Source organism: Streptomyces sp. NPDC005648, from assembly GCF_040605395.1.
In the GTDB taxonomy this organism is placed as follows: domain Bacteria; phylum Actinomycetota; class Actinomycetes; order Streptomycetales; family Streptomycetaceae; genus Streptomyces.
The window spans coordinates 1-21,544 of sequence record NZ_JBEXCS010000100.1 but is presented as its reverse complement, the minus strand read 5'-3'; the positions used below and the strand labels follow the sequence as shown (position 1 = coordinate 21,544).

The window sequence follows — 21,544 nt, the reverse complement described above, 5'->3', positions numbered from 1 at the left end:
CTCCGTCTCAGCGCCCGGTGTCGGCCCGGGCCGGGCGTACGGTCACCGGGGCGGCGAGATCCTGCTCGTCGCAGGCTCGCTGGAGCTTTTCCAGGGTCTCGTCGAGGGAGGGGCCGAGCCGCTTGCCGGGCGTGAAGGTCGCCGGGAGGTGGCGCATGCCCTGGATGATGCCGATGGTCTCGTAGTGGACGGTGCCCCCGGGGTCGCAGCGGAAGTCCGGCATACGGTCCAGTACGGCCGTGACCATGCGCTTGAACACCGTACGGGCGACGTTCGAACCGATGCACCGGTGGATGCCGAGGCCGAAGCTGGAGTGCCGGTTGCCCTTGCGGTCGAGGTGGACCCGGTCGGGGTCGGGGAAGACGGACGGGTCGCGGTTGGCCATCGCCCAGGACAGCCACAACCGTTCACCCTCCTCGAACTTCTGTCCGGCGATCTCGCAGTCGGCGGAGATCGTACGGCCGTCCCCCGGAGCGGGAGCGAAGTAGCGCAGGAACTCCTCGGTCGCCGAGTCCAGCAGAGTGTCGCGCTCGCGGCTGAGCCGGTCCCGCTCAGCGGGATTCTCCGACAGCCACTCCAGGGCGTGCGCGGTGAGCGCCGTGGTCGTGTCGAAGCCGCCGCCGATGAGAAGGGCGAGGACGCCGGTCAACTCGTCGTCGGGCGGGGTCCTTCCGTCGATCCGGGCGTGCACCAGCGCGTCGATCAGACCGGGCCTGGGCCTGTCGCGGATCTCCAGGATGGCCGTGTAGAGGGAGCGGCCCATGTTCCGGCTGAGCTCCTCGACCCGCGGCAGGTCGGGCGAGTCGGGCGGGGTGTAGACGGAGGCGTGGGCCGGTTCGTTGTAGACGGTCCAGTCCTTGAGCGGGATGCCCAGCATGGCGAGGGTGAGGACGGCCGGCACGATGTTGGCGAGGTCGTCGACGAAGTCGATCCGGCCTTCCTCGATCCTCTCGTCGAGACAGGCGCGTACGACCTCGTCGACGAAGGGGATCCAGCGGCTGACGGCCGCCGGGGAGAGGTAGGGGTTGAGGGTCTGGCGGTAGTGCCGCTGTCCGGGTGGGTCCATCTCCAGGAACCCTCCCTGGGTCTCCCTGGCGCGGGGCGGCGAGGGGATGGTGATGCCCTTGTAGCCGCGCCGTTCGCCCTTGACGTCATGGTCGTTGGAGAGGAACTCGGCGGAGCGGGCCAGCTCGAAGACCTCGCGGTTGCCGCTGGCGACCCAGTGGCCGCCATGGGTGTCCGTCCAGGCGATCGGGCACTTGGCGTGCAGTTCGTGGGTGGTCTCCTCGAACCGGTGGCGGTACTCGGGCGTGTGCCGGTCGAAGTGCACCCGGTGTTTCTTGCGGTCGTCGTCGCTGAGTGCCTCGGTCACGGGCCTTCCCCTTTCAGAAGATCTGGATGGCCCGTTCCGGGCACGAGTGCGCGGCTTCCCGTACGTCGTCCTCCTGGTCGGCCGGTACGTCCTCGCTGACGGCCGAGGAGTGGCCGTCGACCTCGTCCAGCTGGAACGACTTCGGAGCGGTCATCCAGCAGAGCGTGTGGCCCTGGCAGCGCTCCGGATCGACGCGGACCTTCACGGCTTCGCCTTCCTGTTCGGTGGGGTGCGCGCCGCTCAGCGGCGCCAGTCGTACCACTTGATGTAGCCGCCGGCGTCGACCCGCAGCTGGGTGCCGGTGATGTAGCGGGCCTCGTCGGAGGCGAGGAACAGCAGCGCGTTGCTGATGTCCCGGGGCTCCACGAACGGGATCGGCATGGCCTGCTGCACGCCGAACGCCGGCTCGGCGTCCGCCCGGGTGGGATGTTCGAGATCGGGCCGGAAGGACTCGTACATCGACTCGTTCTGCAGCATGTGGGTGTCGACGTTGGTGGGGTGCAGTACGTTGGCCCGCTGCTTCAACGGCGCCAGGTTGCGGGCGAGTTCATGGACGTACTCCGACAGGGCCCGCTTGGCGTAGGCGTAGCCGGCGCCGCCCGGGTTGTTGCCCGGGGTCTGGACGATGCCGTGGTCCATGAGGGCGGCGGTCGAGCCGGTGGCGATGACCGAGGCACTCTCGCGCAGATGCGGCAGACAGACCTGGATGGTGTTGATGGTGCCGATCAGGTCGACGTCGATGGCGTCGCACCAGGCCTGCAGCTTGGGCTCGCCGCGCAGCGGCGCGATGCCCGCCTGCGCCACCACGATGTCCAGGCCGCCGAGTTCGGCGAGGCCCGCCTCCAGGGCCTCGCGCAGCTGCGCGGTGTCCCGTACGTCGGCCTGGCGGGCGACGACGCGCCGCCCCTGTTCCTCGACCAGGCTGGCGGTCTCCTTGAGGTCCTCCAGGGTGGCCATCGGGTAGCGCACCGTCTCGAAGTCGCGGCAGATGTCCACCGCGATGATGTCCGCGCCCTCCTCGGCCAGCCGCACGGCGTGGCTGCGCCCCTGCCCGCGGGCCGCGCCGGTGATGAACGCGACCTTGCCTTCGACTCGTCCCATGGACGGTGTCCCTTCTTCCGTGGTGGTTCTTCAGCCCGTGCCCGCGCCCGAACTCGTGGCCGCCGCTACCGCACTTGTGGCGGCGACGGCATGTGTGGCCGCTACCGCACGTGCGGCCGCGCGTCCCCTCGCGGCCTCCGTAGCGTCGGACAGGGCGTCGAGGGCGGGGGCGAGGGCGCCGAGATCCGCGCCGAGTTCACCGGCGACCGCGCGGACGACGTCGAGGTCCTTGCCGAGGAACTCGCTTGTGCTGCGGGCGAATTCGGCGACCGAGCCGTGTCGTACGACACCGGCGAGCGCGCGGCTCGACGCGCTGCCGTGGGTGAGGGCGTCCAGCAGGAGCCTCTCGTCGAGGCCCAAGTCGGCGCCGAGCCGGGCCGCGTGGGAGAGCAGTCCGATCTGGGCGGCGAAGACCGTGTTGTTGACGAGCTTCACGCGTTGGCCGGTGCCGAGCGCGCCGACGTGCAGTACGGGGTCGCCGTAGGTGCGCAGCACGGGCCGGACACGGGCGACGGTGTCGTCGTCGCCGCCGACGAAGAGGGTGATCCGGCCGGCCGCCACATCGGGCGGGCCGCCGCTGACGGGGGCGTCGACCACACCGACGCCGTGGGCCGCGGCCCGGTCGGCGACGGCTTCCACGGTGCGGGGGCTGCCGGTGGTGTGCACGACGAGGACGCTGCCGGAGGGCATGGCCGCCAGTAGACCGCTGTCGAGGCAGACCTCGCGCACCTGCCGATCGTCGTGGACGCAGACCAGTACGGCGGCGGCGCCTTCGCCGGCCTGCGCGACCTCGGGGACGACCTGTGCCGGTTCCTGGGCGAGCGCGCGGCGGGACTCGGCCGTCCGGCCCAGGACGCGCACCTCGTGACCCGCCTCGGCGAGCCGTCGCACCATCGGGCGGCCCATCCGACCGGCGCCCACGACTCCGATCACAAGAATCTCCCTTCCGAATGCGAGAACCATACTTTCAAGACCTGATACCCGGAAGTCCCCTGTGGCGACTTTGTGTCACGTCGGGACCGAGGCGGATCAGCAGACGCCGAGGTCGTGACGGTGACTTCGCCTCCAGGTATGGTTCTCAAAATCGAGAACTCAGTTTCCGCCGCTCTGCTCCACCGTCGGGAAGGGAACGGGATGCCACTCCCGCACAGCGCGCCGACCGGCACCGGATCCGCACGTCGTCTGCTCGTCGACGGCCAGCTCGTCGACGCCCGGCGGACGTCCAGTACGCTCAACCCCGCCACCGGGGAGGTCCTGGGCCACGCCCCCGACGCCACGACCGAGCAGGCCGAGGCGGCCGTGGCGGCGGCCCGCCGGGCCTTCGACTCCACCGGCTGGGCGAGGGACCGGGACTTCCGTGTCCACTGCCTCGACCAGCTCCACGGCGCGCTCACCGAACATCTGGAAGAGCTGCGCGAGTTGACGATCGCCGAGGTGGGCGCGCCCCGCATGCTCACCCAGGGCCAGCAGCTCGACGAGCCCGTGGAACTGGTCCGCCACTACGCCGGGCTGCGGACACATCCCTTCACCGAGGATCTCGGCGAGGTCGAGTACCTCGGCCGGCAACACCACCGCTGGGTGGAGAAGGAGGCGGGAGGGGTCCTGGCGGCGATCGTGCCGTACAACTACCCCACCCAACTCGCCCTGGCGAAGCTGGCTCCGGCGCTCGCCGCGGGCTGCACGGTCGTCCTCAAGGGCGCCCCGGACACCCCGCTGATCACCCTCGCCCTCGGTGAACTCGTCGCGGAGCACACGGACATACCGCCGGGCGTGGTCAACGTCCTCACCTCCTCCGACCCGGCGATCGGCGAACTGCTCACCACGCACCGGGACATCGACCTGGTCAGCTTCACCGGCTCCACGGCCACCGGCCGCCGTGTCATGGCCGCCGCGAGCTCCACGGTGAAGCGGGTCTTCCTCGAACTCGGCGGCAAATCGGCCCTGATCGTCCTGGACGACGCCGACTTCGCCGGTGCCGCGCGGTACGCGGCGTACATGATCTGCCCGCACGCGGGCCAGAGTTGCGCCATCACCTCCCGGATGCTGGTGCCGCGCCGACACCACGACGCGATCGTCGAGCAGGTCGCGGCGGACCTGGAGCGGGTGCGGTACGGGGATCCCGCACATCCGCGCACCTGCATGGGCCCGCTCATCAGCGAGCGCCGGCGCGACAAGGTCGACGGCATGGTGCGGCGGGCGGTGGCGGCGGGCGCCACGCTGATCACCGGCGGCAAACGCGTGGACCCCGGGTTCTTCTACACGCCGACGCCGCTCGCGCGGCGTCGACCCGGGCAGCGAGCCGGCCCGGGAGGAGGTCTTCGGACCGGTCCTCGCGGTGATCCCCTACGACGACGAGGACGAGGCCGTGCGGATCGCCGAGCACGGCGGATCCGCACCGGCACGTTCAGTGTCAACGGCGGCAACTACTTCTTCCCCGACACCCCCTTCGGGGGCTACGAGCAGTCGGGCATCGGCAGGGAAAAGGGCGTCGACGGTCTGGAGGAGTTCATGGAGCGCAAGACCTTCGGGGAGGTCGTCGGATGAGCGGCCCGCTGGACGGAATCCGGGTTCTCGAAGTGGCGATGTACGGTTTCGTGCCGTCGGCCGGTGCCGTTCTCGCCGACTGGGGCGCCGACGTCATCAAGGTGGAGCACGCGGTCAACGGCGATCCCCAGCGCGGGCTGCGCCAGACCGGCACCTTCAAGGTGGAGGGCGATCCCAACCCCAACGTCGAGCACGCCAACCGGGGCAAGCGCAGCATCGGCCTGGACATGGCGCGGCCGGAGGGCAGGGAGGTGCTCCACGACCTGACCCGGCGGGCGGACGTGTTCCTGACCAGCTTCCTCCCCTCGGCGCGGCGGAAGTTCGGCATCGACGTGGACGACATCCGCGCGGTGAATCCGCGGATCGTCTACGCCCGGGGCAGTGCGCTCGGCCCGCGTGGGCAGGAGGCGGACAAGGGCGGGTACGACATGACGGCGTTCTGGGCACGGGCCGGTACGGCGGCCAGCCTCACTCCGCCGGGAACCGAGGGCATGATCCCGCCTCCGGGGCCCGCCTACGGCGACACCATCTCCGGCACGAACCTCGCCGGCGGCATCGCGGCGGCCCTGCTGAAGCGGGAGCGGACCGGTGAGGCGTCGGTGGTGGACGTCTCCCTGCTGGGCAGCGGTGTCTGGTCCCTCGGGCACGGAATCGCCCTCTCCGTGCACCTCGACAAGCCCATGGTGGCGCCCGCGCTCGGGGCGCACGGCTCCCCCGTCAACCCGCTGTCCGGGCTGTACCGCACGGCCGACGGCCGCTATCTGGCCTTTGTGATGATGCAGCCGGGCAAGTTCTGGGCGGACGTGTGCCGGCACATCGACCGGCCCGAGCTGGCCGAGGACCCGCGGTTCGCGACCGCCGCCGACATCGCCTCGAACACCGGGGAAGCGGTCAAGCTCCTGCGCGAGGCGATCGCCGGCCGCACCCTCGCCGAGTGGACCGAGCGGTTCGCCACCCTTGCCGGGCCCTGGGCCCCCGTACAGGACTCCCTGCAGGTGGGCTCGGACGCCCAGGTGCGGGCCAACGAGTACCTGGTGCGGGCCGGGGAGCTCGAACTCGCCGCGAGTCCGGTGCAGTTCGATGTCGCCGCACCCGAGTTGGGGGCGGCGCCGGAGTTCGCCGCGCAGACCGAGGAGATCCTGATGGAGCTGGGGTTGGACTGGGACCGGATCCTGGCGCTGAAGGCGGCGGGGGCGGTGACGTAGGGGCGGGTCCTTCAGCGGGCACCGCGAACGGGCCCGTGCCCGTCCTGCTGGGCTACCGGGCCCATTTCGGGGTCCAGGTCTCGCGCGCGGGGCGGAGGGTGCCGAGGTGGGCGCGGAGGGCGGTCAGGGCGGGGTGGGGGTTGTCGGCGCGCCAGATGAGCGAGTGGGGGTAGACCGGTGTCGGGCCGTGCAGCGGGATGCGGCGCAGGTCGTGGTGGGCGGGCCAGACGAAGCGGGTCCGGGCGCCGACGAAGGTCCCGAGCAGCGGTGAGTCGGCGATGGTGTCGAGCAGCGGCTCGGTGCCGAAGTCGGGCCCGGTGACCTCGATGGTGAACCCGAAGGCCGCGGCGAGGTCGTCGTAGAAGACCGCCCACTCGGTGCCGGCGACGTTGCCGGGCATCCAGATGCGGTGCCCGGCCAGTTGGGCCGGGGTGAGGGTGCGGGCGGCGGCGAGCGGGTGGGTGGGGCCCGTGAGCAGTTCGATCGGTTCGTCGTGGACGCGGGCGGCCTCGATGCCGTCGGGCAGTTGGTGTGCGGGCAGGGTGAGGGCGCGGAAGGACGCGTCGATGCTGCCGGAGCGGACGGCGGTGAGAGCCGCGTCGGCGTCGAACAGGGTCACGACGTCGAGGGCAGTTGCGGGGTGGGCGCGATGGAAGTCGCGGACCAGGTCGGCGGGCGCGAGCCTGCGGCCGATGACGTCGACGCGCAGGGCGCGCCGGCCGGGGCGCACCGAGTCCGCCGCCCGTTCCTCGGCCCGCAGCAGGTCGCGGGCGTGGGGAAGGAAGACATGTCCGTCGACGGTGAGGCTCGCGCCACGTGCCGTGCGGGTGAACAGCCGTACCTCCAGATCCTTCTCCAGGGCGGCCACCCGCTTGGAGACGGCCTGCTGGGTGACCGAGAGGGCGAGGGCGGCCTCCCGGAACCGTCCGGCGTCCGCCACGGCCACGAAGGTGCGCACTGCGTCGAGATCCACAGGCCCTTTCTACAACGTTCGGCATGCGCCTCTCCCACAACTTCTGGTTGTGGGGTGTCGTGCGTGTCGGTTGTTTGCCCCGTCGCCTCGTGACCGGCTTTGATGTCGCCGGTCGGAATGCGGGCGAGGCGGGGAGACGGGCATGCGGGGCGGGCAGGCGCTGGGGCGGCGGTTCGGGTGGCTGTGGGCGGCGTACTCGGTCAGCACACTCGGCACCCAGCTCGCCTTCGACGCGTTCTCACTGATCGCGGTGATCGTCCTGCATGCCGGGGCGACCGAGGTGGCACTGCTGAAGGCCGCCGGGCTCGCGGTCGGGGCGGCGGTGGCGGTGCCGCTCGGGCCGTGGGTGGAGTTCCGCCGCAAGCGGCCCGTGATGATGGCCATGGACCTGGTCCGGTTCCTGGCGCTGCTCACCATCCCGGTCTCCTTCGCGGCGGGGGGACTCAGCTTCGTACAACTGCTGGTTGTGTCCGTCGTCGTCGCCGCGGCCGACATCGGCTTCCTCGCGGCGAGCGGCGCGTTCCTCAAGTCGCTGCTGCCGGCCCGGGACCTGCTCACCGCGAACGCCCGCTTCGAGTCGACCCAGTGGACCGCCACCGTACTGGGACCTCCGCTCGGCGGGGCGGCGATCGGAGTGTTCGGGCCGGTGGCGACCGTAGTGGCCGACGCGGTCAGTTATCTGCTGTCGGCCCTCGGGCTCCGGCGGATCGGCGGGACGGAGTCGCGCCCGGAACGGACGGGACCGGCGCCCGCGGGCGGTCTGCTCGAAGGCTGGCGCTACATCCTCGCCCATCCGCTGCTGCGCCCGCTGTTCTTCAACGTGCTCCTGGTCAACGGCCTGATCATGGTGGCGCTTCCGTTGCTCGCGGTACTGATGGTCGGCGATCTCGGCTTCGCGCCCTGGCAGTACGGGCTCGCCTTCTCCGTGCCCTGTCTCGGCGGTCTGCTCGGTTCGCGGCTGGCCCGGCGGCTCGTGGCGCGGTACGGGCAGTTCCGGGTGCTGCGGGTGTCCGGGGTGGTGCGCGCGTGCTGGCCGCTCGGGCTCGCCTTCGTGCGGCCCGGTGTCCCGGGGCTGGCGCTCGTCATGATCGTGGAACTGGGAGTGATCACCTCCAGCGCCGTCTTCAACCCGGTGTACACCACCTACCGCCTCCAGCAGACGGACACCGGCCGGGTGTCCCGGGTCCTCGCCGCCTGGTCGGTCACCGGCAAGGCGACGACCGCCGCTCTCACCGCCCTGTGGGGGCTGCTGGCCGGCCTGACCGGGCCGCGCACGGCGCTTGCCGTCGCCGGCGTCCTCCTGCTGGCCACACCGCTGCTGCTGCCACGCCGTATCGCTCCCTCCCCGGAGATGGCGCAGCTGCGCACCGACGGAGTAGCCTGAATCGGAAACGTCATTCTCTCTAAGAGAGAAGATGCTTTTACGGATCCGAGAGAAGGGCCGCCCACGAATGCCCGTCACCGTCACCGAACTCACCCCCACCACCGGCGTCGAGATCTCCGGCCTCTCCGGGAGCCGTCTGGTCGACCGGGGCGTCGCGGAGGAATGCCTGGCCGCGCTGGAACGGCGCGGGGTGGTGATCTACCGCGAGGCCGACGTCGACGACGACGATCTGGTGGCGTTCAGCCGGTTGCTCGGCGAGGTCGTGCCGCTGCCGATGGGCGGCCACCCGGCCTACCGGGAGATCCAGCGGATCACCCGCGACCCGTCGAAGAGCCCGCTGGCCGCCTACCGCGAGTCCACGTTCCACTGGCACATCGACGGCACCACGGAGCAAGTACCCAACAAGGCGACCCTTCTGACGGCCCGGCAGATCTCGGGGGACGACGACGGCGACACCGAGTTCGCCAACGCCTTCGCCGCCTACGAGGCGCTGTCGGAGGCGGAGCAGAAGGAGCTGGACGGTCTGCGCGTGGTGCACAGTTTCGCCGCCTCCCAGCTCCTGGTGACGCCGCACCCCACCCCCGGTGAGCGGGCGGCCTGGGACCGCAGCCCCGCACGCGAGCACCCGCTCGTCTGGACCCGCGGCAGCGGGCGCAAGTCCCTGCTGATCGGCGCCACGGCCGGCGAGGTCGTGGGCCGTACGGCGGCCGAGGGACGGGAGTTGCTCGACCGGCTGCTCGACCACGCCACCGCGCCGCGCTTCACCCTCCGGCACCGCTGGCGCCAGGGCGACCTCGTCATCTGGGACAACACCGGAATGCTGCACCGCGCTCTCCCCTACGGAGAGGCCTCCGCCCGTCTCATGCACCGCACCTCGCTGCTGGGCGAGGAGGCGGTGGCATGAGCGAGCGGCGAGTGGCCCTGGTCACGGGTGGCGGTTCGGGCATCGGGCGGGCGATCTCCCAGCGGCTCGCGGAGGACGGCTTCGCCACCGGGGTACTCGATCTGAACGAGGCGGCCGCCGAGCGGGTGGCCGACGAGTCGCGGCAGAAGGGCCATGAGGCGGTCGCCCTCGGGGGCGTGGACGTGTCCGACCGGGCGCAGGTGAACACCGCCGTGCAGCGGGTCCGGGAGCTCCTGGGCGGGCCGGTGCTGGTGCTCGTCAACAACGCGGGGGTCACCGGCTTCGACCCCTTCCTGAAGATCGCCGACGCGACCTGGGACCGGATCATGGCCGTGAACCTCAACGGCCCGTTCTACCTCTGCCAGGCGGTCGTGCCGGACATGAAGGAAGCCGGGTGGGGGCGGATCGTCAACATCTCGTCGTCCAGCACGCATTCGGGGCAGCCGTACATGGCGCACTACGTCGCCTCGAAGGCCGGCCTGGTGGGCTTCACCAAGTCCCTCGCCCTGGAACTCGGTCCGGTGGGGATCACCGTGAACACCATTCCACCCGGTTTCATCGACACACCGATGCTGCGCGCCTCCGAGGAACAGGGGCTGCTCGGCGGCTCGGTGGACCACCACGCGGAACGCACTCCGGTACGGCGGCCGGGACGGCCCGAGGACATCGCGGCGGCCTGCTCCTTCCTGGTGTCGGAGGAGGCGGGCTACATCACCGGCCAGATCATCGGGGTCAACGGCGGGCGCAACACCTGACCGGCAGGGGGGAGTCGGCGGGCGAGGCGATCCTCACGCGTCGCCCGCCGCACGGCTCTCACCCCGTACCGGTCCCGGAAGGCCGGGCATCGGTCACTTTCCGCGGGTCATCGCCCGGTCCGCCGCCTCCCAGTGCGCGTCGGCGGCCCACAGCCGCGCGAAGGCGCGGACCGCCTCGTCGGCCGAAGTGCCCTCGTCCACCACGCGTTTGATCTCCGCCGCCGGGCCGGTGGCGAGGGAACGGGCGAGCGTACGCCATCCTTCGTCGAAGTCGGCCCGGGGCAGTACGCGGTCGATCAGGCCGAGAGTGTGCGCCTCGTCGGCGCAGAGCAGCGTTCCGGTGCCGGCGAGCATCAGCGCGCGGCCGCGGCCGATCAGTGCGGCGAGCCGTTCGGCGCCGCCCCAGGCGGGCATGATCGCGAGCGTCACCTGGTTGAAGCCGATCCTGATGTCGGCGGCGGCGACGCGGATGTCGGCGGCGACCGCCACCTCGGCCCCACCGCCGAGGGCATGGCCGTTCAGGGCGGCGACGACGGGTGCGGGGAAGGCGGCGATCCGGTCGCAGATGCCGCGCATCCGCCAGGCCATCGCCGCCGCGTCCTCCTCGGTGCGGATCGCGGCGAGTTCCTTGAGGTCTCCCCCGGAGACGAAGGCCCGGTCCCCGGCTCCCCGAATCACCAGGGTCCGCGCGCCGGCCGCCGCGTCGAGGGCCTTCTCCAACTCGTCCATGGTGGCGAGCGAGATGGCGTTGCGGGCGTGGGGGCGGTCGATCGTGAGAACGGCCAGGCCATCGTCCAGTTCGAGGTCGATCACTCGATTACCCCCGGGGGATATTGGCATTCTCCAATTGCGAGAATAGCGTATGCGCCGCAGGTCGCCGCAACCCTGACGCCTTCCGATGCCTCGAAGAGCCGCCGCAGTACTGGAGGTAGCCGCAGATGCGAAAGATCCCAGTCGAGTTGACCGAGCGCTACACGGCCGAGGGGTGGTGGACCCGGGACACGATCGGTGACCTGCTGACGCGGGGCCTGGCGGCGGCGCCGGACACCGAGTTCCGGGTCCACTCGGCCGCCCGTCCCTGGTGGGGCACCTTCCGGGACGTCGAGGAGGTCGCGCGCCGGCTCGCGGCCGGACTGCGCGAGCGGGGCGTCGGTCCGGGCGACACGGTCGCCTTCCAGCTGCCCAACTGGATGGAGGCCGCCGCGGTGTTCTGGGCGTCGGCGTTCCTCGGGGCGACCGTCGTGCCGATCGTCCACTTCTACGGGCGCAAGGAGGTCGGCTACATCCTCGACGCCGTCGAGCCCAGCGCCTTCGTCACCGCCGAGCGGTTCGGGCGGCTGGAGTTCCAGCCGGACCTCTGCGCGAACGTGCCCGTGGTGGGCGTGGTGGGCCCCACCGCCCGACACGAGCCGCGGGCCCAGGACTTCGAGGAGCTGCTGAGCGACGAACCCCTCACCGCAACGCTCCCGGCCGACCCGGCCTCCGCCGCCCTCATCGCCTTCACCTCCGGCACGACCCGGGACCCGAAGGGCGTCCTCCACAGCCATCAGACCCTCGGCCACGAGACCCGTCAGCTCGCCGCCAGCTATCCGCCCGACCGGGGCGACCAGCTCACCGCGGCCCCTGTCGGCCACTTCATCGGCATGGTGAACGCCTTCCTGATCCCGGTCCTGGACGGCACACCCGTCAACCTCACCGACATCTGGGACCCCGCTCAGGCCCTGCGCCTGATGACCGGCCACGGACTCCACATCGGGGGCGGTGCGCCGTACTACGTCACCAGCCTTCTCGACCACCCGGACTTCACCACCGGCCATCTGCGCCATCTGCGCTACGCGGGGCTCGGCGGTTCGTCCGTGCCGGCGGCCGTGACCACACGGCTGGCCGGTCTCGGCATCCATGTCTTCCGGGCCTACGGCAGCACCGAGCACCCCTCGATCACCTCCTCCCGGCACACCGCTCCCGAGCCCAAGCGGCTGTTCACGGACGGGGACGCGCTGCCGGGCGTGGAGATACGGCTCGCCGAGGACGGCGAGATCCTCAGCCGGGGTCCGGACCTGTGCCTCGGCTACACCGACCCGGCCCTGACGGCGCGGGCGTTCGACGACGACGGCTGGTATCACACAGGCGACATGGGCGAGTTGGACGCGGACGGCTATCTGACCATCACCGGCCGCAAGGCCGACATCATCATCCGGGGCGGCGAGAACATCAGCGCGATGGAGGTCGAGGAGGTGCTCCTCTCCCTGCCCGGTGTCGCGGAGGCAGCGGTGGTGGCCGCCCCCGACGCACGGCTCGGCGAGCACGCGGCCGGGTTCCTGCGCATGCTGCCCGGACACCCCCTCCCCTCGCTCGACGCGATGCGCGCCCACTTCGCCCAGGTGGGTCTGGCCCGGCAGAAGTGGCCCGAGGAGCTGCACGAGGTGGCGGAGTTCCCGCGCACGGCGAGCGGCAAGGTGCAGAAGTTCCGACTCCGGCAGGACATTGCCGTACGCAATTGATGAGAATATGATTCTCTCAAATCGCAAAGGAGGGTCTCATGTCTTCGCGTGCGCTGCCGTATCCGCTCTTCGACGCGGACAACCACCTGTACGAGACCGAGGAGGCGCTGACCAAGTTCCTCCCGAAGCAGTACGCGGGAGCGATCGAGTACGTGCAGGTCCGCGGCCGTACGAAGATCGCGATCCTCGGCCAGATCAGCGACTACATCCCCAACCCCACCTTCGAGGTGGTCGCCTGCCCGGGCGCGATGGAGGAGTACTTCCGCGTGGGCAACCCGGACGGCAAGTCCCGCCGGGAGATCTTCGGCGAGCCGATGCGCTCGATCCCCGCCTACCGTGAACCGGGGCCCCGCCTGGAGCTGCTGGACGAGCTCGGCGTACAGCGCACCCTGATGTTCCCGACGCTCGCGAGCCTCATCGAGGAGCGGATGCGGCACCACCCGGAGCTCATCCACGCCGTGATCCACTCGCTCAACGAGTGGCTGTACGAAACCTGGCAGTTCAACTACAAGGACCGGATCTTCACCACCCCGGTGATCACCCTGCCGATCGTCGAGAAGGCGATCGCGGAGCTCAACTGGGCCGTGGAGCGCGGCGCGAAGGCCATTCTCGTCCGGCCCGCGCCGGTTCCCGGGTACGGCGGCTCGCGGTCCTTCGCGGTGGAGGAGTTCGACCCGTTCTGGAAGCGGGTCGTGGAGACCGGGGTGCTCGTCGCGATGCACTCCTCCGACAGCGGCTACTCCCGGTACGCCAACGACTGGGAGGGCAGCTCCGCCGAGATGCTGCCGTTCAAGTCGAACGCCTTCCGACAGGTCAACGAGTGGCGGCCGATCCAGGACGCGGTGGCCTCCTGGGTGTGCCACGGCGCACTGTTCCGTCACCCGGGACTGAAGATCGCGCTGATCGAGAACGGCTCCTCCTGGGTGGCCCCGCTGCTCGACCAACTCGCCGACGTGTACAAGAAGATGCCCGAGCAGTTCCTCGGCGACCCGGTACAGGCGGTCAAGGACAGCATCCATGTCAGCCCGTTCTACGAGGAGAACCTGGGCGACCTCGTGGACCTGATCGGCGTGGACCGGGTGCTCTTCGGCTCCGACTACCCGCACCCCGAGGGGCTGGCCCAGCCGACCTCGTACGTCGACGCCATCCAGGGCCTTCCCGAGGCCCACCAGGCGAAGATCATGGGCGGCAACCTGTCCCGGCTGATCCCGGCCTGACATGGCAGAGCGCCCGACATGGCCGACCATCCCCCGGATGGTGCTCAGCGCGGCGGACCGCTTCGGTGACGCCGAAGCGGTCGTCGACGGCCCGCTCCGCCTCAGTTTCACCCAACTCGCCGAGCGGGTACGGGTGGCGGCGGGCGCCTTCGCCGCGCTCGGCGTCGGCAAGGGCGACCGGGTGGCGATCTGGGCGCCCAACTCCGCGGAGTGGATCGTGGCCGCGTTCGGGCTACTCACCGCCGGCGGGGTCCTCGTCCCGGTCAACACCCGGTTCAAGGCGGACGAGGCGAACGACATCGTCGTACGCAGCGGCGCCAAAGCGGTACTGGTCCAACAGGGCTTTCTGGGACTGGAGTTCACCGGGCCGCCCGGCATTCCGGTGATCGACCTCAAGTCCGGCTTCCTGGAGGGCGGTTCGCCGTTCGAGCGTGAGGTGAGCGGCGACGACGTGGCCGACATCGTGTTCACCTCGGGCACCACCGGGCGCCCCAAGGGCGTCATGATGACGCACGCCCAGACGCTCCGCCTGTACGCGGAGTGGTGCGACCTGGCCGATCTCCGGGAAGGCGACCGCTACTTGATCGTCAACCCGTTCTTCCACATCTTCGGCTACAAGGCCGGCTGCGTCGCCTCCCTGATCCGTGGCGCGACCATTCTGCCCGTACCGGTCTTCGACGTGGACCGAGTGCTCGATCTCGTCGAGCGCGAGCGGGTGACGATGCTGCCGGGGCCTCCCACGCTCTACCACTCCCTCCTGGAGGCGCAGGAGAAGGGCGGCCGGGACCTGTCCTCGCTGCGGTGCGCGGTCACCGGTTCGGCCGACATCCCGGTCGAGCTCATCCGCCGGGTCCGCGAGGAACTGCCCTTCCGCTCGATCATGACGGGCTACGGGCTGTCGGAGGCCGGCACGGTCACCGCCTCCCGCCCCGGCGACTCCTTCGAGTCCATCGCCACCACGGTCGGCACCCCGTGCGAGGGCGTCGAGGTGCGCATCGCCGACGACGGCGAGGTTCTCGTGCGCGGCTACAGCGTGATGCGCGGCTATCTGGACGACCCGGATGCCACCGCCGAGGCGATCGACGAGAACGGCTGGCTGCACACCGGAGACCTCGGATCCCTGGATGAGCGGGGGCACTTGAGGATCGTCGGCCGGAAGAAGGACATGTTCCTGGTCGGCGGCTTCAACGCCTACCCCGCCGAGATCGAGGGCTTCCTGCTGAGGCATCCGGCGGTGGCGCGGGTCGCGGTGGTCGGCGTACCCGACGAACGGATGGGCCAGGTGGGCAAGGCGTTCGTCGTGCGGCAGGGGCCGGTGACCGAAGCGGAGCTGATCGCCTGGAGCCGTGAGCACATGGCCGGATTCAAAGTGCCTCGATCCGTCGAGTTCCGCGAGGAGTTGCCGGTCAACGCCACGGGCAAAGTGATGAAGGACCAATTGCGATGAGGACGGACGGGAGCCGCGATCCGGCACCCGCAGGCGAACGGAGTGACCTCGTGACGACCCAGCAGGCTGCCGAGCCGACGGTGGACCCGTCCCTCGACCGGATAGCGCGTCTCGACGACGAGATCATCGCGCTGCTGGCACGCCGCCGCGCGATGGCCCAGGAACTCCCCGCACCCGCCCGCGCCCGCGCGGCTGACCCGGCTTTCGCGGAGACCGTACGGGGGACGACCGGCCGCTACCGTCAGGAACTGGGCGGCGCCGGCGAACTCGTGGCCCGCGCGGTCATGGTGCTGTGCGATCCCAGCCGCGAGAACTGACTGCGCAGAAAGCTTCCCTCAGTAGGGCTCAGGCGCTTGGGGCCCAGGCGTTCAGGGGACTCTGCAGGCCAAGGGGACGCCGGGGCCGGGGTCACGGCCTCACCCGAAGCCCACGTCCGCCCGGGCGTGGGCTTCCTCGCGGTGGCTCGCGATGTGCAGGCCGGCGGAGGAGCCGTCGTGGTGGGGGATGCCGCAGGCGAGGAGTCGCTCACCGCAGAAGACGGGCTTGAGCAACCGGTACGACACGGACCGCACGGGCCGCGGGGCTCTCGACGGCGATGGCCGGCAGACCAGTTCGAGCAGCGCGAGGACCAGTAGCGGCCCGTGCACCACCAGCCCCGGGTAGCCCTCGACTCCGGTCGCGTACGGGCTGTCGTAGTGGATTCGGTGGGCGTTCGCGGTGAGGGCGCTGAAGCGGAAGAGGAGGGTGGAGTCGGTGCGCCACTCCTGCTGCCAGGGGGCGGCGCCCGCGAGGGGCGGGGCCTCCGGGTCGAGTGTCGGCGCGGCCGGCACCGGCGCCTCGCCACCGCTGCGGTAGACCAGATCCTGTTCCTCGGTGAGGCACAGCCGCCCGTCCTGCCGGTACTCGCTGCGCACGGTGACGAAGAGCAGATCGCCGCTGCGGCCGCGTTTCGGCCGCACCTGGCTGACCCGGCTGTGCTGCTGGGCCGGCCGGCCCAGCAGCAGCGGAGCGGTCACCTCCAGCCGTCCGCCCGCGAACATCCGCCGCCGCTGAGGCAGCGGGGGCAGGAAGCGACCGTCCCGCGGATGCCCGTCGGGGCCGAGTGCGGTCTGCCGTGGCCAGGACAGGAAGTGCAGCCAGTGCCACAACGGCGGCAGCGGATCGCCGTCGGCGGCGGCCGGCTCGGGCAGGTCGAGTACGGCGGAGAGGGCCGCCGTGGGCGCCGGGTCGAGGACGTCGGTCGTACGGACGTCCTCGGGACGCCAGGTACGGGCGGTCTCTTCGAGGATGCCGAAGCCGGCGGCGGGTGTGGCTTCGGGTTCGGAGTGGGGCAACTGGACTCCCGAGGGCGTGCCTGGCCAGGTGCCACATTGTTGCGTACAAAGCCCCGGCATGGTGTGGATGTCGGCCGCGTCACGTCAAGACAGTGCGGTAAGCCACAGGTCGGGGTGGCGGGTTCGTCGTTGACAGGGTCGAGGATTTGGCCGTACAAATCTGGCGAAGGACTTCTTGGCCGTACGAGAAGCAGGCGCCGAACCCCAGGGGGACCGTTGACCGTCGCCCGAGCCCTCGCCGAGTGGGCCCATGAGTACCGCGCGACGCCCGACGACCTCGCGCTCGCCGAGCGGGCGTTGGCCGACACCGTCGCCGTGGCGCTGGCCGCCCGCACCCACCCCCTGCGCTCCGTCGCCGCGCCGTTGCCGGACGCGGCACGCTGGGCGGCCATGGCGCATGTACTGGACTTCGACGACCTGCACACGGACACCACCACCCATGTCTCGGTGGTCACCGTGCCCGCCGTGCTCGCGGTGGGCGGGGACGCGCGCGCCTATCTGGCGGGGGCCGGGGTGATGGCCCGGCTCGGGGCGATGCTGGGCTGGGAGCACTACGCGGCGGGGTGGCACGCGACCTGTACGGCAGGCGCTCCGGCCGCCGCCGTGGCGGCCGGGGTCGCCCTCGGTCTGGACGCGGCGGGGCTCGCGACGGCGATGGCTCTCGCCGTGCCCGCCGCGGGCGGGGTCCAGGAGGCGTTCGGGACGCACGGCAAGTCGCTCCAGGTCGGCTTCGCGGCCGACGCGGGCGTCCGGGCCGCGCGGTTGGCGCGGGCGGGCGCCACCGCTGATCCACGGGCACTCGAAGCGTGGCTGAAGCGGGTCGGGGGGACGGTGTCAGGCTTTCCGGGGACGCCGGCGGTTCCGGGCGGCCTCGCCGTCAAGCTGTTTCCCTGCTGCTATGCCATGCAGAGGCCCATCGCGGCGCTGCGCGAGGTGCGTGACCAGCTGGGTGGCGACCATGCGGTCCGGGAGCCGGTGAGCGGTGGGCGGCTGGGCCGTGGCCAGGTGGGCGCGGAGATCAGCGCGATCACCGTGACGACGCCCGCGGGGACGGTCCAGCCGCTCATCCACGACCGGCCGGGAACCGGGCTGGAAGGCAAGTTCTCACTGCCGTACGCGGTGGCCACCGCGCTGCTGGACGACTATCCGGGCTTCGACAGCTTCACGGACGAGGCGGTACGGCGGCCCGAGGCGCTCCGGCTCATCGACCGTGTGCGTACGGTCCTGCTGCCGGGCGAGAACCGCACTCTGCTGGACGGCGAGGTCCGCTTGCGGATCGAACTGGCCGACGGCGGCGAGGTGTGCACCGAGTCGGCGCTGCCGCCCGGTTCGCCTGGACGCCCTCCCTCCGACGACGATCTGCGCGCCAAGGCCGCGGCCTGCGGTCCTGAGGTGCCGGCGCTGCTGGACGGCCTGACCTGGGCGGGCGCGCGCGAGGTGTTGCGAACACGGTTCCCGTACCAGGAGACGCGGTTCGCCCACGAGGACACACAGTTGCCCCACGAGGACCAGGAGGCATGAGGTGACCGTGCAGCAGCTTCCCCTGTCCGGCGTCACGGTGGTCAGCCTGGAGCAGGCCGTGGCCGCGCCCTACGCCACCCGGCAGCTCGCCGATCTCGGCGCGCGGGTGATCAAGGTGGAGCGGCCGGGCGAGGGCGACTTCGCGCGCCGCTACGACACGACCGTGCACGGCCACTCCAGCTATTTCGTCTGGCTCAACCGGTCCAAGGAGTCCCTCACCCTGGATCTCAAGGACCCGCGCGGCCTGGCCGTCCTGCACCAACTCCTCGACGGAGCGGACGTGTTCGTGCAGAACCTGGCGCCGGGCGCCGCCGACCGGCTCGGCCTCGGCACCGAGGCGCTGACCGAACGCCACCCGCGGCTGATCCCGTGCACGATCTCCGGTTACGGCACGACCGGGCCCTGGGCCGACCGCAAGTCCTACGACCTGCTGGTGCAGTGCCAGACCGGTCTGGTCTCCCTCACCGGGACCGCCGAAGCCACCGCCCGCGTGGGCATCTCCGTCGCGGACATCGCCGCCGGGATGTACGCCTACAGCGGCGTCCTGACCGCCCTCTACACGCGGGCCACCACCGGCAGGGTGCATCCCGTCGAGGTGTCCCTCTTCGAGGCCCTCGCCGAGTGGATGGGCCAGCCCGCCAACTACACGCGGTACGGCGGCAGTCAGCCCGCCCGGCTCGGCACCCAGCACGCCACCATCGCCCCGTACGGCGCCTTCGCCACCGCCGACGGAAAGCAGGTTCTCTTCTCCATCCAGAACGAGCGCGAGTGGGCGGCCCTGTGCGACCGGTTCCTGGGCCGGCCGGGACTGACGGACGATCCACGCTTCGCCACCGGATCCCAGCGTGTCGTACGCCGCGAGGAGTTGAACGCGATCGTCGCCGAACGCCTGGCCCGCTCCGACGCCGAGGAGATCCTCAAGGACCTGGAGGAGATCGGCATCGCGTGCGCCGGGGTCAACGACGTCGCCGCGTTCCTCGACCACCCGGTGCTGGCCGCGCGAGGGAGGTGGCGGGAGGTGGCCGTGCCCGGTGCGACCGTACAGGCACTGCTTCCACCGGCCGACCTGGCGGGCGTGCCCGCGCGCATGGACCCCGTACCGGCGGTGGGCGAGCACACCGAGGCGATCCTCGCGGAACTCGGCCGTACCCACGACGACATCGAGGCGCTGCGCACCGACACCGTCATCTGACCGCTTCCCCCCTTCCCTCACCCACCCGGCCGATGTGGAGATCCGTGCGATGAGCGTCCTGGACATCCTCTCCGACGACGAGCGGCTCGTCGTGCGGACCGTGCGCCAGTTCGTCGACAAGGACGTCAAGCCGGTCGTCCAGGAACTGGAGCACGGGGACACCTATCCCGAGAATCTCATCGAGCGGATGAAGGAACTCGGCATCTACGGGCTGGCGATCCCGGAGGAGTACGGCGGCAACCCCGTTTCCACGCCCTGCTTCGTGCTGGTCACCGAGGAACTGGCGCGTGGCTGGATGAGTCTGGCCGGGGCGATGGGCGGACACACGGTGGTCGCCAAACTGCTGCTGATGTACGGCACGGAGGAGCAGAAGCGGCGCTATCTCCCGCGGTTGGCCACCGGCGAGGTGCGGGCGACCATGGCACTGACCGAACCGGGCGGTGGCTCCGACCTGCAGGCGATGACGACGGTAGCGCGGCGCGAGGGCGAGGAGTACGTCGTCAACGGGGCGAAGACCTGGATCACCAACTCCCGCCGGGCCGGCCTGATCGCCCTGCTGTGCAAGACCGACCCGGCCGCGGAACCACACCACGCCGGTATCTCGATCCTGCTGGCCGAGCACGGCCCCGGCCTGGTCGTCTCCCGTGATCTGCCCAAGCTCGGCTACAAGGGCGTGGAGAGCTGCGAGTTGTCCTTCGAGGACTACCGGGTGCCCGTCGAGGCACTGCTCGGCGGCGCGGAGGGCCATGGCTTCGGCCAGATGATGAAGGGGCTGGAGACCGGCCGGCTCCAGGTCGCCGCACGGGCGTTGGGAGTGGGGCGGGCGGCGCTGGACGACTCGCTGCGCTACGCCCAGGAGCGCGAGAGCTTCGGCAGACCGATCTGGCGCCATCAGTCCATCGGCAACTACCTCGCCGACATGGCGACCAAGCTCACCGCGGCACGCCAGCTGACGCTCCACGCGGCCCGCGAGGCGGATGCCGGACGCCGGGTCGACATGGAGGCGGGCATGGCCAAACTGTTCGCCTCCGAGACGGCGATGGAGATCGCTCTCAACGCCGTACGGATCCACGGGGGTTACGGCTACTCGACGGAGTTCGACGTCGAGCGGTACTTCCGTGACGCCCCGCTGATGATCGTCGGCGAGGGCACCAACGAGATCCAACGGAACGTGATCGCGGCCCAGTTGGTGGCACGAGGCGGCCTCGATGGCTGAGCAGTCACAGCGGGAGACACCGCGGGAGAGCACATACGTGCGGCTCGGACGGGAGCTGCGTGCGGCGATCCTGCGGCACGACTACCCGGAAGGAGTACGGCTGCCCACGGAGGCCGAGCTGGCCGAGACGTACGGGGTGAGCCGGCAGACGGTGCGGCGCGCCTTCCAGGACCTGGTCACGGAGGGGCTGGTCTACCGGGTGCCGGGGCGCGGTACGTTCGCCACACCCCGGGAGGAGCAGTATCTACGGCAGTTCGGCTCGGTGGACGACCTGATGGGGCTGTCCATCGACACCCGTATGGACGTGGTCACGCCCCTGCACCGGCGGGTCGACGTCGACGCGGCGGGCCGACTGGGTCTGCACACCGACCGGGTGCACAAGCTGGCGTTCCTGCGTCTCCACGAGGATGTGGCGTTCTGCCACACGTCGGTCTGGCTGCCGCCCGCCGTAGGCCGACTCCTCGAATCCGTCCAGGAGTTGACGCTGCCGGGCACACCCAACGCGTTCACCGTCATCGGGCTGCTCGACCAGCGCCTGCCCGAACCGATCGCCGAGGCCGAGCAGAGCATCACGGTCGCCGAGGCCACGCCCCAGCTCGCCAAACACCTCGGCTGCGAGATCGGCCATGCCCTGCTGCGCATCGACCGTGTCTACCAGACGGTCGCCGGGCAGCTCGTCGAGCTGGCCATCAGTCACTTCCTGCCCGAGCACTACTCGTATCGCGTGCGGCTGCGGCGCAGCGGTCAGTGAATTCCGTACAACCTGTTGAGGAGAAGGAACCTTGAGCTTGAGGATCGTTGTCACTGTGAAGTACGTGCCCGACGCCACTGGCGACCGGCACTTCGCCGATGACCTGACCGTCGACCGGGACGACGTG

At 70.9% G+C, this 21,544-nt stretch carries 19 protein-coding genes and 3 pseudogenes; 15 read left to right on the top strand and 7 right to left on the bottom strand.

Annotation, left to right across the window (positions count from 1 at the left end):
- Window positions 1–7 precede the first annotated feature (7 nt).
- From ABZT17_RS37610 to ABZT17_RS37595, 4 genes are read right to left on the bottom strand one after another with little or no spacing between them, the layout of a single operon-like run.
- Window positions 8–1,372 (bottom strand): cytochrome P450, encoded by a 1,365-nt coding sequence (locus ABZT17_RS37610; protein WP_356355977.1) that lies wholly within the window; start codon window positions 1,370–1,372, stop codon window positions 8–10.
- 13 nt (window positions 1,373–1,385) lie between these two features.
- Window positions 1,386–1,577, bottom strand: a complete 192-nt coding sequence (locus ABZT17_RS37605; RefSeq protein ID WP_356355975.1) for a ferredoxin — start codon at window positions 1,575–1,577, stop codon at window positions 1,386–1,388.
- Between the two features lie 35 nt (window positions 1,578–1,612).
- Window positions 1,613–2,473: a mycofactocin-coupled SDR family oxidoreductase gene (locus ABZT17_RS37600; protein WP_356355973.1), complete on the bottom strand. Its 861-nt coding sequence runs from the start codon at window positions 2,471–2,473 to the stop codon at window positions 1,613–1,615.
- 30 nt (window positions 2,474–2,503) lie between these two features.
- Window positions 2,504–3,406 (bottom strand): NAD(P)-dependent oxidoreductase, encoded by a 903-nt coding sequence (locus tag ABZT17_RS37595; protein ID WP_356355971.1) that lies wholly within the window; start codon window positions 3,404–3,406, stop codon window positions 2,504–2,506.
- A gap of 138 nt (window positions 3,407–3,544) precedes the next feature.
- On the opposite strand from ABZT17_RS37595, the pseudogene ABZT17_RS37590 reads away from it, so the two are divergent.
- The 3 genes and pseudogenes from ABZT17_RS37590 to ABZT17_RS37580 all read left to right on the top strand — a co-directional run.
- Window positions 3,545–4,738 (top strand): annotated as a pseudogene (locus tag ABZT17_RS37590) (aldehyde dehydrogenase family protein); the annotation flags it as partial.
- Window positions 4,739–4,808: 70 nt separating this feature from the next.
- A pseudogene (locus ABZT17_RS37585) lies at window positions 4,809–5,017 on the top strand (aldehyde dehydrogenase family protein).
- Window positions 5,014–6,222, top strand: coding sequence for a CoA transferase (locus ABZT17_RS37580; protein ID WP_356356004.1), 1,209 nt, complete (start codon window positions 5,014–5,016; stop codon window positions 6,220–6,222). The pseudogene ABZT17_RS37585 and the gene ABZT17_RS37580 overlap by 4 nt, the downstream one beginning before the upstream one ends.
- Window positions 6,223–6,274: 52 nt before the next feature.
- Here the strand turns inward: ABZT17_RS37580 and ABZT17_RS37575 are convergent, their stop codons facing one another.
- Window positions 6,275–7,195, bottom strand: a complete 921-nt coding sequence (locus ABZT17_RS37575) for a LysR family transcriptional regulator (protein WP_356355969.1) — start codon at window positions 7,193–7,195, stop codon at window positions 6,275–6,277.
- A 142-nt stretch (window positions 7,196–7,337) separates the two neighbouring features.
- On the opposite strand from ABZT17_RS37575, the gene ABZT17_RS37570 reads away from it, so the two are divergent.
- The 3 genes from ABZT17_RS37570 to ABZT17_RS37560 all read left to right on the top strand — a co-directional run bounded on the left by ABZT17_RS37570 (window position 7,338) and on the right by ABZT17_RS37560 (window position 10,238).
- Entirely contained in the window at window positions 7,338–8,579 is a 1,242-nt protein-coding gene (locus tag ABZT17_RS37570) for an MFS transporter (protein WP_356355967.1), read from the top strand.
- A gap of 67 nt (window positions 8,580–8,646) precedes the next feature.
- The gene (locus ABZT17_RS37565) at window positions 8,647–9,483 is read left to right on the top strand and encodes a TauD/TfdA family dioxygenase (protein WP_356355965.1); all 837 of its coding nucleotides are present in this window, start codon (window positions 8,647–8,649) and stop codon (window positions 9,481–9,483) included.
- Window positions 9,480–10,238, top strand: a complete 759-nt coding sequence (locus ABZT17_RS37560; RefSeq protein WP_356355963.1) for an SDR family NAD(P)-dependent oxidoreductase — start codon at window positions 9,480–9,482, stop codon at window positions 10,236–10,238. The genes ABZT17_RS37565 and ABZT17_RS37560 overlap by 4 nt, the downstream gene beginning before the upstream one ends.
- 93 nt (window positions 10,239–10,331) lie before the next feature.
- On the opposite strand, the gene ABZT17_RS37555 is transcribed toward ABZT17_RS37560, so the two are convergent.
- Window positions 10,332–11,051, bottom strand: a complete 720-nt coding sequence (locus tag ABZT17_RS37555; protein WP_356355961.1) for an enoyl-CoA hydratase/isomerase family protein — start codon at window positions 11,049–11,051, stop codon at window positions 10,332–10,334.
- A 125-nt stretch (window positions 11,052–11,176) separates the two neighbouring features.
- On the opposite strand from ABZT17_RS37555, the gene ABZT17_RS37550 reads away from it, so the two are divergent.
- The 4 genes from ABZT17_RS37550 to ABZT17_RS37535 are packed head-to-tail and all read left to right on the top strand — an operon-like array spanning window position 11,177 to window position 15,720.
- On the top strand, window positions 11,177–12,739 hold the full coding sequence (locus ABZT17_RS37550; protein ID WP_356355959.1) for an AMP-binding protein: 1,563 nt from the start codon (window positions 11,177–11,179) through the stop codon (window positions 12,737–12,739).
- Between the two features lie 38 nt (window positions 12,740–12,777).
- Window positions 12,778–13,956 carry an amidohydrolase family protein gene (locus ABZT17_RS37545; protein ID WP_356355957.1) on the top strand — a complete coding sequence of 393 codons (1,179 nt, stop codon included), beginning with the start codon at window positions 12,778–12,780 and terminating at the stop codon, window positions 13,954–13,956.
- Window positions 13,957–13,993: 37 nt separating this feature from the next.
- Entirely contained in the window at window positions 13,994–15,403 is a 1,410-nt protein-coding gene (locus ABZT17_RS37540) for a FadD3 family acyl-CoA ligase (protein ID WP_356355955.1), read from the top strand.
- A gap of 50 nt (window positions 15,404–15,453) precedes the next feature.
- Window positions 15,454–15,720 (top strand): hypothetical protein, encoded by a 267-nt coding sequence (locus tag ABZT17_RS37535; protein WP_356355953.1) that lies wholly within the window; start codon window positions 15,454–15,456, stop codon window positions 15,718–15,720.
- A gap of 99 nt (window positions 15,721–15,819) precedes the next feature.
- Here ABZT17_RS37535 and ABZT17_RS37530 read toward each other — a convergent pair whose 3' ends face one another.
- On the bottom strand, window positions 15,820–16,737 hold the full coding sequence (locus ABZT17_RS37530; protein ID WP_356355951.1) for a hypothetical protein: 918 nt from the start codon (window positions 16,735–16,737) through the stop codon (window positions 15,820–15,822).
- 216 nt (window positions 16,738–16,953) lie between these two features.
- Here ABZT17_RS37530 and ABZT17_RS37525 point away from each other — a divergent pair, with 216 nt between their 5' ends.
- The 5 genes and pseudogenes from ABZT17_RS37525 to ABZT17_RS37505 form a co-directional block, all read left to right on the top strand.
- Window positions 16,954–18,258 carry an MmgE/PrpD family protein gene (locus tag ABZT17_RS37525; RefSeq protein WP_356355950.1) on the top strand — a complete coding sequence of 435 codons (1,305 nt, stop codon included), beginning with the start codon at window positions 16,954–16,956 and terminating at the stop codon, window positions 18,256–18,258.
- Between the two features lies 1 nt (window position 18,259).
- Window positions 18,260–19,450, top strand: a complete 1,191-nt coding sequence (locus ABZT17_RS37520; RefSeq protein ID WP_356355949.1) for a CaiB/BaiF CoA-transferase family protein — start codon at window positions 18,260–18,262, stop codon at window positions 19,448–19,450.
- Window positions 19,451–19,499: 49 nt separating this feature from the next.
- The gene (locus ABZT17_RS37515) at window positions 19,500–20,666 is read left to right on the top strand and encodes an acyl-CoA dehydrogenase family protein (RefSeq protein WP_356355947.1); all 1,167 of its coding nucleotides are present in this window, start codon (window positions 19,500–19,502) and stop codon (window positions 20,664–20,666) included.
- Window positions 20,659–21,417, top strand: coding sequence for a GntR family transcriptional regulator (locus ABZT17_RS37510; RefSeq protein ID WP_356355946.1), 759 nt, complete (start codon window positions 20,659–20,661; stop codon window positions 21,415–21,417). The genes ABZT17_RS37515 and ABZT17_RS37510 overlap by 8 nt, the downstream gene beginning before the upstream one ends.
- A gap of 31 nt (window positions 21,418–21,448) precedes the next feature.
- Window positions 21,449–21,544: pseudogene (locus ABZT17_RS37505) on the top strand (electron transfer flavoprotein subunit beta); the annotation flags it as partial.